Origin of the sequence: Moritella dasanensis ArB 0140, assembly GCF_000276805.1 — a bacterium.
Classification (GTDB): Bacteria; Pseudomonadota; Gammaproteobacteria; order Enterobacterales; family Moritellaceae; genus Moritella; species Moritella dasanensis.
On record NZ_AKXQ01000008.1, the window covers coordinates 65354 to 81033 of the forward strand.

The 15680-nt window shown below is 41.4% G+C and carries 14 protein-coding genes; 11 read left to right on the forward strand and 3 right to left on the reverse strand.

What is annotated here, in order from left to right; genetic code table 11:
* The first annotated feature begins 19 nt into the window (after window positions 1-19).
* Both fdhD and A923_RS0108435 read left to right on the forward strand, forming a co-directional pair.
* The gene (fdhD, locus tag A923_RS0108430; RefSeq protein ID WP_017221227.1) at window positions 20-1060 is read left to right on the forward strand and encodes a formate dehydrogenase accessory sulfurtransferase FdhD; all 1041 of its coding nucleotides are present in this window, start codon (window positions 20-22) and stop codon (window positions 1058-1060) included.
* A gap of 78 nt (window positions 1061-1138) precedes the next feature.
* Window positions 1139-3454 (forward strand): FdhF/YdeP family oxidoreductase, encoded by a 2316-nt coding sequence (locus A923_RS0108435; RefSeq protein ID WP_017221228.1) that lies wholly within the window; start codon window positions 1139-1141, stop codon window positions 3452-3454.
* 134 nt (window positions 3455-3588) lie between these two features.
* Here the strand turns inward: A923_RS0108435 and A923_RS0108440 are convergent, their stop codons facing one another.
* From A923_RS0108440 to hutX, 3 genes are all read right to left on the reverse strand, one after another.
* Complete coding sequence (locus A923_RS0108440; protein ID WP_017221229.1) at window positions 3589-5799, reverse strand: TonB-dependent hemoglobin/transferrin/lactoferrin family receptor; 2211 nt, start codon at window positions 5797-5799, stop codon at window positions 3589-3591.
* 76 nt (window positions 5800-5875) lie between these two features.
* Window positions 5876-6400: a heme utilization protein HutZ gene (gene hutZ / locus A923_RS0108445; RefSeq protein WP_017221230.1), complete on the reverse strand. Its 525-nt coding sequence runs from the start codon at window positions 6398-6400 to the stop codon at window positions 5876-5878.
* Complete coding sequence (gene hutX / locus A923_RS0108450; protein WP_237716191.1) at window positions 6397-7038, reverse strand: heme utilization cystosolic carrier protein HutX; 642 nt, start codon at window positions 7036-7038, stop codon at window positions 6397-6399. The genes hutZ and hutX overlap by 4 nt, the downstream gene beginning before the upstream one ends.
* A 29-nt stretch (window positions 7039-7067) precedes the next feature.
* On the opposite strand from hutX, the gene A923_RS22125 reads away from it, so the two are divergent.
* From A923_RS22125 to A923_RS0108495, 9 genes are all read left to right on the forward strand, one after another.
* Entirely contained in the window at window positions 7068-7850 is a 783-nt protein-coding gene (locus tag A923_RS22125; RefSeq protein WP_157532793.1) for an energy transducer TonB, read from the forward strand.
* 3 nt (window positions 7851-7853) lie between these two features.
* Window positions 7854-8573, forward strand: coding sequence for a MotA/TolQ/ExbB proton channel family protein (locus A923_RS0108460; protein ID WP_017221233.1), 720 nt, complete (start codon window positions 7854-7856; stop codon window positions 8571-8573).
* Window positions 8570-8989 (forward strand): ExbD/TolR family protein, encoded by a 420-nt coding sequence (locus tag A923_RS0108465; protein ID WP_017221234.1) that lies wholly within the window; start codon window positions 8570-8572, stop codon window positions 8987-8989. The genes A923_RS0108460 and A923_RS0108465 overlap by 4 nt, the downstream gene beginning before the upstream one ends.
* A gap of 1 nt (window position 8990) precedes the next feature.
* Window positions 8991-9920, forward strand: coding sequence for a heme/hemin ABC transporter substrate-binding protein (locus tag A923_RS22130; RefSeq protein ID WP_033197577.1), 930 nt, complete (start codon window positions 8991-8993; stop codon window positions 9918-9920).
* 7 nt (window positions 9921-9927) lie between these two features.
* Window positions 9928-10983 carry a FecCD family ABC transporter permease gene (locus tag A923_RS0108475; RefSeq protein WP_017221236.1) on the forward strand — a complete coding sequence of 352 codons (1056 nt, stop codon included), beginning with the start codon at window positions 9928-9930 and terminating at the stop codon, window positions 10981-10983.
* Window positions 10983-11777 carry a heme ABC transporter ATP-binding protein gene (locus A923_RS0108480; RefSeq protein ID WP_017221237.1) on the forward strand — a complete coding sequence of 265 codons (795 nt, stop codon included), beginning with the start codon at window positions 10983-10985 and terminating at the stop codon, window positions 11775-11777. The genes A923_RS0108475 and A923_RS0108480 overlap by 1 nt, the downstream gene beginning before the upstream one ends.
* Before the next feature lie 651 nt (window positions 11778-12428).
* A complete protein-coding gene (locus A923_RS0108485; protein WP_420192179.1) occupies window positions 12429-13451 on the forward strand; it encodes a DUF481 domain-containing protein in 1023 nt (340 codons plus the stop codon).
* A gap of 112 nt (window positions 13452-13563) precedes the next feature.
* Entirely contained in the window at window positions 13564-13914 is a 351-nt protein-coding gene (locus tag A923_RS0108490) for a hypothetical protein (protein WP_017221239.1), read from the forward strand.
* A gap of 183 nt (window positions 13915-14097) precedes the next feature.
* A complete protein-coding gene (locus tag A923_RS0108495) occupies window positions 14098-15663 on the forward strand; it encodes a PepSY-associated TM helix domain-containing protein (protein WP_017221240.1) in 1566 nt (521 codons plus the stop codon).
* Window positions 15664-15680: the final 17 nt, after the last annotated feature.

Sequence of the window (15680 nt, forward strand, 5' to 3'; positions counted from 1 at the left end):
ATTAGAGTGAAGCATCACTATGGCTGAACAAAAAAAACATCCCGAAAACCACGCCTCAGTTGTTAAATACGCCGCCTTTAATGTGGATAGCCAGCTCGGTACGCCTAACAATCATCAATTCAGTACATCTGTAAACACACACTCCTCATATCAGGCTGGTGTTGCGACATGTTCTCTTCAACATATTAATGGCGTAAACGTCAGCCTTGCAATCGATGCTGTGATCATAGAAGAACCTTTAGAGATACGCCTTATTTATAGTGACAGTGTGGGCAAAGAGCAAGAACGCGTTTACTTAGTGACGATGCGTACACCGGGTGAGGATCTTAATCTGGTTACCGGTTTATTATTGGCCGAAGGCATTATTAACAGTGCTAGCGATATTATTGGCATTAATGAGCAAGTTGATTTAGATGACACTCTCGAAAATGAAATAGGCCAAAACGACATTTACCACAATGACATTCGCCAAAACGAAATTGATGTACAGCTATCGCCTGATGTTGTTGTCGATTGGGCGTTAATCAATCGTGATACTACCTCTTTTTCCAGTTGTGGCGTGTGTGGTAAGTCATCAATCAAGTCTTTAGAACTACGTAATATGCCCGACTTAGATCCGACGGCTGCTTGGTTGTCAGGTCATGTTATTCCTCATTTTAGTGAGCAACTTCGTCAATACCAATCGATGTTTAATCAAACCGGTGGGGTGCATGGCTGCGCCTTATTCGATGCACAAGGTGAGTTGCTACTAAGCTGTGAAGATGTTGGTCGTCACAATGCCTTAGACAAATTGATGGGAAAACTAGCAAGAAGTGCAACGCTTGATCCGCAAGGTAAAGTGGTATTTCTAAGCGGTCGAATTAGTTTTGAGTTGGTGCAAAAAGTACTGGTTTCAGGTATTTCAGTACTGATCGCTGTGGGCGCACCTTCTAATCTGGCGATTAACATGGCTAAACGCTTCAACTTAACGCTGATTGGCTTTTGCCGTGACGGTGGGTTCAACATCTACCATGGTGCTTTTCGCTTAAATCTAAAGACCGATATAGCACCGCTGCTATAGACCTTTTTATAAAGACCTTCTTATACTGGCTATTTGATATAGGCCTTCTTATATAGACTATTCGATATAGAGATCAACATGACAATTAAAAAATACGAAGGCTCAGCGGGTGGCTGGGGTGCCTTATTAAGCACGACTAAACATCTGGTGAAAAGTGAAAATGTGTCGCGCAACATTCGCAACTTACTGAAAACAAATCAAGACAAAGGCTTTGATTGCCCAGGCTGTGCATGGGGCGAATCGAAAGAGCAAACGCGGTTTAAATTTTGTGAAAATGGCGCTAAAGCCGTGAACTGGGAAGCAACCAGTCGACGTGTAACGCCCGCCTTTTTCGCACAACATCCCGTCAGTTGGTTAACACAACAAAGTGATTACTTCTTAGAGTCGCAAGGGCGGTTGAGTCATCCCGTTAAGTACAACAGTGCAACAGATTGCTATGAAGCGGTGAGTTGGCAGCAGGCGTACACCTTAATCGCCGAACATCTGAATGCCCTTGAACACCCTAATCAAGCCGAGTTTTATACATCCGGTCGAGCAAGCAATGAAGCGGCCTTTTTATATCAACTTTTTGTGCGTAAGTTTGGCACGAATAACTTTCCAGATTGTTCCAATATGTGTCACGAAGCCAGTGGAGTAGGTTTAAAGCAAGCCATTGGTATCGGTAAAGGGACTGTGACGCTAGAAGACTTTGAACATGCCGATGCTATTTTTGTGTTTGGTCAAAACCCAGGTACAAACCATCCGCGCATGCTCGATACACTTCGACAGGCATCGCGTCGGGGCGCGGCTGTGGTGACTTTTAACACCCTAAAAGAACGCGGTCTAGAGCGTTTTACTAATCCACAATCAGTGACCGAAATGCTCACCGATGGTTCGACCCAAATTAGTCAGTGTTATTTCACGCCGAAACTCGGTGGCGACATGGCCGTTGTACGCGGTATGGTCAAAGCACTTTATGTACTTGATAAAGCCGAGTTAGACGCCGGACTACCCTCTATATTCGACCATGCATTTATTGCTGAACATACTCAAGGACTTGATGAATACCTCACCGCCGTTAAAGCGACGCCATGGGATGAAATAACCGAGCAGGCAGGATTATTACAATCGGAAATAGAACAAGCTGCTACTATTTATCGTCAATCTAAACGCGTTATTATTACCTGGGCGATGGGTATTACGCAGCATAAACATTCAGTAAAAACCATTCAAGAAATCGCTAACTTACAACTCTTGTTTGGCCAATTGGGACAACCAGGCGCGGGATTGTGTCCAGTGCGTGGGCACAGTAATGTGCAAGGCGATCGCACCATGGGTATTGATGAAAAACCAACGGCGGCATTTATCAGTAGCCTCTCTAGCGCATTTGATTTTCAAGCGCCCACAGCACCCGGACATAATACCGTTGCGGCGATCAAAGCGATGCTGGCTGGGGAGAGTAAAGTATTTATTGGTTTAGGCGGTAATTTTGCGGCAGCAACGCCAGACACAGCATTAACACAGCAAGCACTCTCAAATTGTAATTTGACGGTTAATATAGCCACCAAACTCAACCGTACGCATTTGGTATATGGTAAAGACGCACTGATATTACCTTGCCTAGGGCGCACCGATGTTGATATGCAAGCATCGGGGCCACAAAGTATCACTGTTGAAGACTCGTTTAGTATGGTGCATGCCTCTGCGGGTGTCGTGGAAGGTGATACCGGTGAAATGCGTTCTGAGCCGGCGATTATTGCCGGTATTGCAGCTGCAACGTTAGGCAAGCAGCCAATTGATTGGGATTGGGTTATTGAAGATTATGCGCGGATCCGCGATTTAATTGAAAAAAGTATTCCTGGCTTCAGTGACTTTAATCGTAAAATAGCACAGCCGGGCGGTTTCTATTTGGGTAACAGTGTGGCTGAAAGAGTATGGCGAACTGTCTCTAAAAAAGCCCAATTTATGCGTCATGATCTGCCTGTTCATTTACTGCCAGCAAACTTACGAGAGCTTAGTCAGGATCCGGTATTGGTATTACAAACCATGCGCTCACACGACCAATACAATACCACTATTTATGGTTTTGATGATCGCTACCGTGGTATTTCTGGCGAACGTAAAGTGCTTTTTATTAACGAAAATGACATCAGCGCATTAGGCATGGAGAATAACCAATTAGTCGATATTGAATCGCTTTGGCCCGATGGCATTGAACGTAAAGTGTTTGGTTTTAAGCTGGTGGCTTATGACATTCCAGAGGGTAATATTGCCGCTTATTTTCCTGAAACGAATCCCTTGGTCTCTATCGATGGCAAAGGAGACCTGAGTGATACACCCATTTCGAAAGCTATTCCCGTTGTGTTATCCAAGACTATATTGAAGAAAAATCACATTGAATTGGTTAACGTTTAGTTCATTTACTCTTTGGGATTTTCATATGTTAAACGAGGCGAGATTAAGTTAGATTTATCGAGATAAATAATTGTAATAAAAAGCCTGCTGGAATAGCAGGCTTTTTCATTTAGGCTTCTAAAATTATGAATAAATTAGAAAATGTATTCTGCGTTTATCCCCCAATTACGTCCAGGTTCAGTGCGGCGTTCTAAGCCTTGGTCACTGGCTTTTTTATCTTTAAGGTTACTGTATAACCAGTACTTTTCATCAGTAACGTTAAATATACCCGCGCGTAACGTCAGGTCTGTCGTCGGACGAACGTATACGGTAATGTCGGTGACGATAGCGCTAGGTGCATCGACGTTGTTGCTATCTTTCCAGTCTGAGCCTGATTTTTCAGCCATCCATTGTGTTGATAATTCGCCGCCAAATGTGTTGTCTTGAGCATCGTAACCCAAAGCTACATTGGTTGTTAACGGGGCAATAGAGTCAATACTTTTACCCGTTGCTTTATCTTCACCTTGTGAATACGCGACATTAAATGAACCATAAAAACCCGGTGTGCTTGTCAATAATGAATCAAAGCTCAGTTGCGATTTTAACTCGGCACCATAAATACGTGCTTGAGCAATATTCTCATTGGTGTAGACAATGCCATTTGCATCTGGTGCCAGTTCAGTCTGCTCAATAAAGTTTTTGTAATCATTGTAGTAGGCAGCTAACTCGATACGACCGTGATCATTGGCAAAGCGAGAACCAATTTCATAACCCAAGCTTTCTTCAGGTTTTAAATCAGGGTTTGATATAATGCTATAACCATGACCTGTATTCAGACGGCTGTAATACAACTGATCAAGTGACGGCGATTTAAAGCCCTGACTGATATTAGCGAATGTACTTAGCTGATCGGTGAAATGGTAAACACCGCCAAGTCGACCTGTTAAAGCATCATTGGTATTTTTCTCAAATGAAGTCGTTGCTGAAGCGTCTGGATCCGTTGTATAAGAGTCGTAACGCAGCCCCATATTGATGACTAATTTTTCGTCAAAGTAGAAACCTTGATCCTGTATAAATAGACCCCAAGTATCAGACGATGCAGATGGTACTTCTGGATTAGCAGGGGTAACACTTGCATTTTTGAACAGGTAATCAGTGTAATCTAACTTAAAGCTGTTATTGAGATAAGATAAGCCGTAAATGACTTCATGATAGCTATTAGCTAATTCAAAGGCTTTATCAAATTGAGCATTAAACTGGGTTGATTGCTCATCACCGTTACGTTGTCTGTTGCGGTAACCTTTAGCCGTTGTATGATCAAAGTTGTCATGCTCTGACGCACTTTGCTGATAAGAAAGATTCCAGTCAAGCGTGTCGAAGGCAGCATTGTTTGCCGTCCACTTATGTTCAATACTGATGCGCTGTCTTTCATCAGCATCACTGGCCGTGTTTTGGGTATAAGTGTAACCAGGCGCTAAGTTTTTCCCTTCTTTTGACAGAATATCGCCATCGCTTGTACTGTTATAATTTTCTAAAGTAAGGCCTATTTTATGGGCATCGTTTACTTGATAAAATACTTTACCTAAAAAGTTATCAGATTTAATATCAAAAGGATCAGCTTGACCTCGGTCTGGGCCTTGAATGTCAGCACCACTGCTGTGAGTTTGGGTCTCATGGCCTGTTTTATAGGTATACATGAATAACGATTCCCATTTACCAGAACGACCAGCCATGGTTGCAGTCGATTTAAAGCTGTCATCGACACTTGCATAACCCGTTTTAACACTGCTAAACGATGTCTCTTCAGCGTCATCTAACAGATCGCTAGGGTTTTTGGTACGCATAATAACCGCGCCACCTAAGGCATCACTACCATATAAACTAGAAGAGGGGCCTTTGTTTACTTCAACTGTTTGTAAGGTATCTATTTCAATGGTGTTTTGACCTTTACGCATGACATCATCGTCACCCATACCGGTATTATAAATTGAGGTTTGTTGAATACCATCGATAATGACTTTGACATGATTTCCATCCTGCCCACGAATATTAAAACTACTGAGACCAAATCTACCTTGACCTTCCATCGAAACGCCGGGCTCTGTGTTTAAAACGTCTTTCAAGTCAGTCGCCATTTGCGCATCAATTTTTTGTGCGTTACTGGTGCTAACCGACGATGACACATCCTTTAATTTTTGCTCTGAACGTGTCGCCGACACAACAACTTCATCAAAGGTAAAGGTAGTATCATCTGCAGCGTAAGTCATAATAGGGGCGTAGCAAATAGCCGCGATAATATAGGCTAATGGTTTTAACGTTGTTATATGAGGTCGTGTGTTACTCACTTTTAAATTCGCCTGATTCATGATTCTAGACTCTTCCATGTTTAACTTTAATTTAATGGCTTTTATTATTAAGTTTGCAGATCTGATCTGACTTACCTTACTGATCTTGATTAGCTTTCACATGACCTTCATTTAAATGCACAATATCAATCATATCGTCGCCAGAAATATCAAATGCTTTACCAAAACCTTTCACAAAACGGCCTTTTTCAGGTGTTAATTGATAAAGGTTAAAGTCTTTAAGACCAGCTAAATTATCAATGATGTCACCAAAACGTTGGCTTAAATCTAAGATTGCTTGCTGACCAATAGTCGAGTTTTTTGCTATTAATTTTGCTGTAGTATCAAACGTTAAGCGGCGGCGAGTATACAACTGCTTAGAATTACTTTCATCTTCGATAAGCATGATTGATACATTTTGTGAGTGTTTTAAATTCTGTCCGTGTTGAGCAACATCACTAACCAAAATATAAAAACCGGCTTTATTGTAAGTGAACGGTGCATAACTCACATGTGGCATGCCTGAAGATAGCGTTGCCATTTGCAGGGTTTTACATTGCTGCTTAAATTCTTGAATTTCAGGGCTGATGCGATTTTCGATGCGTTGTTGTTTAGTGATCATTGTTGTAACTCCGTTTGGATACTTAATTTTTGCTTTAAAGTGGTAAATGCTGATACTTGCTCTGGAAATAGTTGTCTGGTTTTGTCTCGGCCTAAGTAAACTTTGAAAACGCACTGGCCTTGTTGGGTATAGAAGCCAATGTAATGACTTTCCATGCCTCTAAATGGTTTGCTGACAAAGGCTATATTGGCGACCTGATCAATTTTCAAATGTCCGTGTAGACCTTCTTTTCCCATTATATTGTAATAACCATGTCCGACTTTGCCATTTGGAAAGGGGTTTTTGAATTCGAATATTGACCCACAAGAATGCACTATTGTTGTGACCTTTCCCCAGCTTGGTAACACACTCAATACTTGTTCACAATATTGACCTGCGACCTGCATTACTTGTGTTTTAGGCAGTGCAAATGTGACTTCACCTTCAGTTAAATCGAGCTGCTGAGCCATGGATGAAACCGGAATTCCGTCATCTTCTGCCATTAATGCTGTGATAGAAGCGATTACCTGCTGTTGTGTAGTGTGCTGATACATAGTGATTAAGTTATCAATTATAAAATGATGTGGACATAATACGGAATGAAAAGGTAAATGCAAATGATAATGGATCTTATTTGCATTTGGGTGTTTTTGTGGCATCATAGCCGCAATTAACAACGCGCTTTATCTTGTTTAAATCATTAAGGATCAAAATGAATCTCAAAAGATATGTCGTATTTACTTCGCTTTCTCTTTTAATTCATGGCGTTGCATTTTCATCCATGCCAAATCAAGAACAAATGATCACCATATCATTGGATGATAAATCGCAACAAACCAATAATAGCGTGCAATTTATTGCAGTGAGTAAACCTAAGGTAGCTGAAAAGGCTAAGCCCAAAAAAAAGCCCAAAATTAAAGCAAAAACTGAAGTTGAAATTGAAAAATTAGTAAAGGTGAAACCTAAGCCTAAACCTAAACCCAAACCCAAAGTAAAGCCAAAAGTTGATAAATTAGTCGCAGTTAAAGTAAAGCCAAAGCAACTGCCAGAAACCAAACCAGTCATTCAAGACAAGCAATCAGCCGTGGTAGAAAAAGAGGCGAAGGTCGTACCTGAATTAACCGCTGAAATAACACCGACAGTGAGCAATAGAAGCGAGATTATTAGCAGTCAATCGAGTAAAGCAATGCCCAAGTTAATCGCTAAACCTAAATTTAAAGTCAAACCAACGGCCATTAAATATCCAAGATTAGCCAAACGAAAGAACTTAGAAGGAGAAGCGTTAATCGAAGTGTGGCTGGATAAAAATGGCAAGCAAATTAAGCAACGGCTGCTGGATTCTACTGGTTATAGTTTGCTTGATGACGCCGCGCTAAAAACAATTGCGGCTTGGCAGTTTGCTGAACAAAAAACAGCAGGACAGGCATACGCGTACCGTTTGCAAATACCCATTAGATTTAAATTGGATTAGATAATGAATTTTTTTAATAACTTATACGCGCAATTAGGTCTGATGACTTGGCCATTAACGCTCATGTCATGTGTGGTATTGCTGATTATTTTAGAGCGTCTTCTTTACTTATCAATGAATTCACGTTCAAACAGTCAGCGATTAATTAAGGCTTTATATCAGCAACAGAATATCGACGGTAACTATTTTGAAAGCACCGCTCGGCAATTACTGAAAAGTAATAATACCTTTGAAAAAGGGGCTGGAATACTGCTTATGCACCACGATCATGCTAAGAATTTAAGAGAAGAAACAGTATCGCTGTGGTTGCATAAACAACGTCGTAATTACGGTTCGGGTTTAAAGATATTATCAATCATTGGCATGATAGCACCGCTTATTGGCTTGCTTGGTACTGTACTTGGTTTAATAAAAATGTTTAAAGACTTAGCATTAACACAGGGCACTATTGAACCCGCTTTACTCGCTGATGGTCTCGGTTTAGCAATGGCGACCACTGCCGCGGGTTTATTAATTGCATTGCCTGCAATCCTCGGCTCGCAGTTACTGCATTTATGGGCGGACAATATCATGGCCAAAGTAGAGCATGCATTGAACCATTGTAATCTGTTTTTAGAAGGCGTTTATGTTGATCAGCATAGGGTTGAACAATATAAGGTCGACCATATTAAAGGTGATTTGCATAAAATTAAAACAACCAGCAATGGCGGTAATAAACGATGATCAGTGCTGGCGACAATAGCAACTTCACTGACTATAAACCGGATCTAACGCCACTGTTAGATATCATCTTTATTGTCATGGTTTTCTTGTTGCTCACTGCAAATATCAGCATTAAAAGCTTAGCGGTGGACGTGCCCGTTACTGACGAAACGGCGGTGTTAAATCAGACGGATACCAAGGTGATTGCTATCAGTATTTTGGCACAAGCCGACGAGTGGGGCATTGATGACAACAAGATCTCAGATTGGGATTCGTTTAAACAACAATTGTTAATCCGCCATAAGGACGCGCCAGAACACACCATTTTGATTACCGCTGATAAATCGGCGCCAATAGACAAGATGATGAAAATATTAGCATTTTTAAAAAATAACGATGTAACTAAAATTAACGTAATGATGGAAGAAGATAGCTAATATGAAAAAATCAATAATAGGTATAAGCGTGGTGATGAGTTTAAGCATGCTGTTAAGTTTTACCGCCGCTGCGGAGTCAAGAATGATCAGTGCTGGTTCGAGTGTTACCGAGCTATTTTTTGCACTTAACGCACAAGACAATTTAGTCGCGGTGGATGTCACCAGCAAGCATTTTAATAAACAGGGAAAATTTGCTCAACTTGGCTATCATCGACAGTTATCTGCTGAAGGTCTGATGGCTCTTGCTCCCACATATTTGATTGGTTCTGATGAGATGGGGCCAAATTCGACATTAGATTTATTAACAGCCAGTAATGTAAAGGTCATCACTGTACCGAGTGGTAATACTTTGGCAGATTTAGATAAACGGATAGATGTGATTGCAGAGCTGACTCATAGCCAAGTACAAGCGAAGCAAGTTAAACGGCAAGCTAAACAAGCCATTCTAGCATTGAAAAAAAGTACCCCACTAACAGACAAACCCAGTGTATTGTTCTTAATGATCAGTAAAGACAGAGCGGTAACAGCGGCAGGTAAAAATACCTCGATAGATGAAATTATTACACTGTCAGGTGCGGTTAATCCAGCAAATAGCGTCATCGAATCTTACAAACCTTTGTCTTATGAAGCGATCATTCAACTGCAGCCTGATTATATCTTAGTGAGCGATCGTGATTTCTTACCTTATGGCAGTGCCGATAAACTGTCACAAGACTTCCCATTATTAAAAGCCACGCCTGCCGGTGCGAAAGGACAAATCGTTGCAGTGCAAGGCAGCGCATTAATTGGTGGCTTTGGTCTTGAAAGCATCGCTCTGGCTAAAACGCTACAGCTTCATTACTCTCAACTTCAATCTCAACTTCAATCTCAACTTCAATCTCAGCCTCAATCTCAGCCTCAATCACAATCACAAACCCACGTTCAAGACTGAGGAAAGCATGTTAACGTCTACTTTTTTTCAAGCAAACAACACCAAGATCTTAATATTTAGCGGCATTGTACTTTTGTATATTGCGATAGTGGCTTCAATTGCCCTTGGGCCAATGGATATTACCTTGGCACAAAGCATGAGCGCCTTATTACCATCACAATATCGCATTGATTTACCTGCGCATATCGAGTTAGTTATCCAACAAATACGCTTACCACGGACATTGTTGGCATTGAGTGTGGGGGCCATTCTGGCAATTTGTGGCACCGTAATGCAGGGGTTATTTCGTAATTCGTTAGCAGATCCGGGCATTATCGGTGTGTCTGCGGGTGCATCTCTGGGCGCGGCAATTGCAATCGTCATGTTTGGTTCGCTTGCTGAATTATATCCGACATTGTTATTATTAGGCGCAGTGCCGCTGTTCTCATTTATGGGCGGGGCAATCACGACTATTATCGTTTATCACCTAGGTACAAGCAGCAATGGCACCTCTGTGACCATGATGTTACTTGCCGGTGTAGCGATTAGTGCACTGGCTGGCGCGGGACTTGGATTGATGAATTATTATGCCGATGACCAAGCGCTAAGAGACCTGTCATTATGGACTATGGGTTCACTGGCTGGTGCAAATTGGTTGGGTATCGCACTGTCATTTGTCACCCTTATTGTGTTGTTCATTGTGTTTTATAAAGACGCCAATAAGATGGATGCCTTATTGCTCGGTGAGTCAGAAGCAAAACACCTTGGTATTCGGGTTCAACGTTTAAAAAAGAAGTTAATTTTACTCACTGCAGTGGGGGTCGGGGTGACTGTTTCACTGTCTGGTATGATCGGTTTTATTGGCTTAATTGTGCCGCACTTAGGCCGCATGTTAATAGGGCCAAGGCATAAGCTGTTATTACCTGTGTCTATGGTGATTGGTGCGTTGCTGCTGTTGGTGTCGGACATGATTGCAAGAACCGTTGTTGCACCACTCGACATGCCCGTCGGTATTGTTACTGCGTTAATTGGCGCACCATTTTTTATGTATTTATTGGTTAAACAAAAAGGGACGCTAGCGTGATGAAAAACGTAATATCGATGCACAATGTCACCTTAAGGTTTGGCAATAAAACAGTATTAGACAAGGTCAACTTAAGCTTTAATGCAGGGCAACTCACCGCAATACTCGGTCCTAATGGCACAGGGAAAAGCTCTTGCTTGAAGGTTATTACGCAAGAATTACCATTGAAAAAATCAAAGGATTATGAATTAAGTTACGATAATTTAACTTTATTTGGCGAGTCTGCGAGTCATTGGCAACCCAATGAATTGGCAAAATCGCTTGGTGTATTACCGCAATCAAGTAACTTAACGTTTAACTTTAGCGTGCAAGAAGTGATTGAGTTAGGTGCTATTCCGCTCGCGGTCTCAACTTTACAACGTGATGAAATAGTCAACGCTATGATGAAAAAAGTCGGTGTTAGTCACTTAGCTGACGTCCGATATCCGTTATTATCAGGCGGTGAAAAGCAGCGTGTGCACTTGGCAAGGGTATTAACGCAGTTATCTGTAGGTGGTGACAAAAAGATTTTATTACTTGATGAGCCAACGGCCGCATTGGATATAGAGTACCAACATAAAGTCTTAATTTTAGCAAAGCAGTTAGCGCAATCGGGCGCGGCAGTCATCATTGTCATTCATGATTTAAATTTAGCATCACAATACGCGGATAGATTAGTTATCTTGAATAAAGGCCATATCGTTGCTGATGGGTCGCCTGCTGAGGTTATTACCAAGCAGAATATCAGCAAGGTATACCAACATAATATAACCATTATGGCGCATCCTGAAAAAGGTTACCCACTGGTGTTGTAGCCGCTTAATGCTTCCAATCAATCAAGTGAATAATATTATGCCGGAGGTTATAAATTACCTCCGGCATTAGTCTCCGCTATCGTATTTTCTATTCCGATGATTGCCCTATCCCCTTGAATATTTTATTGAACTATAAATCCTCAATTTAACAATCTATATCGTGCTCTGGAGTTTTCAATATGAGCATTTTTAATCATGGCCTTACTTCATCATGTTGTGAGCCAGTACTGGCGACCCCTTCACTGTTTTCATCGTATGAATAGACTATAATTGAGTGTTAACACAACGCGATGGTATTACATGTTTGGTGGTGAATCTAACATCTATACATAGCTTGTATTGAGTGATTAAGGTATACAATTAAAGTGTTCTATATCAGCCGGTTGGTTGTTAATTAGCATTAATAAGCCTCATTCATTAAATTCTGGGTGTGCAGAGTGGTATTTTACTGCTCAGCTTGATCTGGATATGCTAAGTTTCGATATGTAAATGGACTTTATTATAAGTCAAAATCTGTATCTGTGTTCTCATTGCTATTATTTGGTGTTTCAAATTATTATGAATTATGCTTATCCCATTGCTTCTTTTATTACAGCTCTGAGTATGACGAGCCCGAGCTTTGCTCAACTTTCCACTCTGTCATCCAATGATGTGCCTTTGCCTATTACTATCAAAGCGACAGATGATTGGGTTCAACTGATTTCAGGCGAAACGCTCAAAGGCGAACTAATCGGTACGATTGAGAAAAGTCAAAACTCTTTCGATCAAACGATTGAGTTTGATAGTGATGACCTTGGTGATCAGGAAATTGATTTAGAAGATATCAAAACCTTGAAAACCGCACGTTCATTCAAGGTATTACTGAACTCTGGTGAAGTGCATACAGGCTCTCTTTTAATCACAGGAGATACCTTAATCATCAGTAATAAAATTCAAACTCGGGTGCCGGTCAACCAAGTCGTTTCTATTTATCGAGGCGTCGATACCGAGCGAGAGAATTGGGACGTTGATTTTTTTATCGGTGCGAATTTTAGTAAAGGTAATACTGATGAATTGTCCATCGCGACGAGTATTGATGCTGAACGTAAAACAGTCAAATCAAGAGTGCTATTACGATACGCCAGTAATATAGCGGAAAGCGCTGGTGAAAATACCGCTAAAAACCACATCGTCGATGGGTCGTATGACATAAACTTAAGCCCTCGTCTCTTTCTCAGACCTATAAAAATGACGCTTGATAGCGATAAATTTCAAAATATTGCCTATCGTATTAATGGCTCTATGCAGGTTGGTTATTTTCTATTCACGCAATCAAATTTTGAATGGGACGTGTCGCTCGGACCAGGTATTCAATATACGCACTTTGACACAGTGCAAGAGGGCGACTCTGATGATGAAATGAGCCCTACCGTATTATTTAGTTCTAAAATAGACTATGAATTATTTGAAAACGTAGACCTTAGCCATACTTACGATTTTAACTGGTCCACACACTCAGCTGGTGGGATGAGACACACTAATAACTTAGGCTTAGATATTGAAATGATAGAAGACTTGGATTTTAGTATTAAACTTGTATGGGATCATCTTTCTAATCCAAAAGCTAATTCAAGTGATATAACCCCACAGAAAGACGACTGTAAACTGAATTTCGGGCTATCGTTTGCTTTTTAATTACGTCTCACTTAGCTGTCACAGTCCAACGCCCAAACGTTAACCACATGTTACATTCTTTGCGATATGTTATAGATTTATGTACACTCCATACAAATCTATAGAGTATCGTATGAAACACAGTTCTTATTTTAAAAAATCAATGTTGCTTGCTAGCCTACTCAGTTGGGTTTTAGTGACGCTAATGCCTGTGCTTAACGCCAATAATAGCGTGGGTGTATGGGCAACGTTGTGTACCGTCAATGGACTGGAACTGGTTCAGATCGAAGAAGGTAAACCTCAAACTCACGAGGGTAAACCCTGCCCATTCAGCCATTTTTCTTCTTTTCATGACTTCGCATTATTAACCGCGCCAACATTGGTCGGCGTTAGCTTTTCAATCCAAGAACATTATTCGTTTTTAGCGCATAGCCTGCGCTATCAATGGCAAGTACCTCGCGCACCACCCGCAGTCCTTTCTTAACTTAAATCATCGCTGTACTCGTACTGTTTATTGCAATCATAACGGTGTTCGAACAGCGGATTCACGTGATCAATATACGGTTAAGCTTTTGCTTTAGCCGGGAATTGATGACGAAAAAATTTAGTTAATATGGATGACCATCGTTAATACGATAGGGATTTTGTAGAAAGGAATATACAAAAAATGTCGAAAACTCATATGCCGATAAATAACACGCCGGTAAATAATACGTCGGTAAATAGTACGCCGGTAAATAGTACAGCCAGAAATGATGCCGCACCTCATAATGAAGGACTCGTACGTTCGAAACACCGTTACTTTTTAACGTGGCGCTGGCACTTTTATGCTGGGCTATTTGTCGTGCCATTTATGTTGATGTTGAGCTTAACGGGTCTGGTCATGCTATTCGATGATGAGATTGAATTCAGCCGTTATCAGTCAGTGTTGGAAGTCGTTCCACAAGCCTCGACGGTGGCGGTCTCTGTGCAAATGGATAATGTATTACTCGCTTATCCAGATGCAAAAATAACCCAGTTTGTGCCTGCGCCAAGCCCAGATTTAGCGAATCGATTTTCCATTACCTTGGGATCCGGTAAAACGATATTCGTGACTGTTAATCCTTATAGTGGTGACATTATTGGCACCATAGATCGCAGTGATAGCTGGTATCAACTCGCTAATGATATTCACGGTACTTTATTGTTAGGCGATTGGGGAGACTACTTGATTGAAATAGCGGCGAGTTTAGGCGTGATCTTATTAGTGACAGGTGTTTATTTATGGATACCACGAGATAAGGCCAGTAAAGCCGGATTTCTTAAAATTAGAACGACAAATGGCCCCCGTACTCTGATACGCGACCTGCATGCCAATATTGGCGGGTTATTGTCGTTTGTCTTATTGTTCTTCTTTATTTCTGGTTTAGCGTGGGCAAGTGTTTGGGGTGGCCAATTTGTGCAAGCGTGGAGCAGTTTCCCTGCGGAGAAGTGGGATGATGTACCACTGTCAACCCAAAACCATGCAGCAATGAACCACGGCAGTGAAGAAGAACTGCCATGGAATTTAGAACAAACGTTAATGCCGGAATCACATGATCATGCGGCGATGTTAGCGGCCATGTCAGTTGCTATGCCTGATGCAGAAAGTATGCCGGATGATAGGGTTACCGATGATAGGGCTACGGATGACTCGAACATAAACAGTCCTGTTAAATGGGGTGTTGATGAGGTCTTAGTGCAAGCCAAATCCCTTGGGTTTAGCCAATTTAAACTTAACTTTCCGCGCACTGACACTGGCGTTTATACCTTAGCGGCAAATACCATGAGTGGTGATATTACCGATCCTAGACTGGATAGAACCACCCATATTGACCAGTATTCGGGCAAGGTTTTAGCCGACGTCACATGGCATGAATATAACCCCATGGCTAAGTTCATGGCGGCAGGCATTGCGCTGCATCAAGGCGATGTGAGTGTATTGAATAAAATAGTTAATGTCATGTTCTGTTTAGCGTTTATCTTTATCGCTATCTCTGGTGCCGTGATGTGGTGGATACGCCGCCCTGCAGGTAAGAAAGTACTTGGCGCGCCACCACGATTTGAGCATGAAGGTGTCTGGAAAGTGGGTTTGATGACTATCTTAGCCTTATCCGTGATGTTACCGCTGGCTGGTGGCACTATCGCCTTGGTATTACTGATTGACTGGCTGGTCATTAAGCGTGTGAGTAAAATTAAAATGGCATTTAATTAATGCCTAATATCTGATTG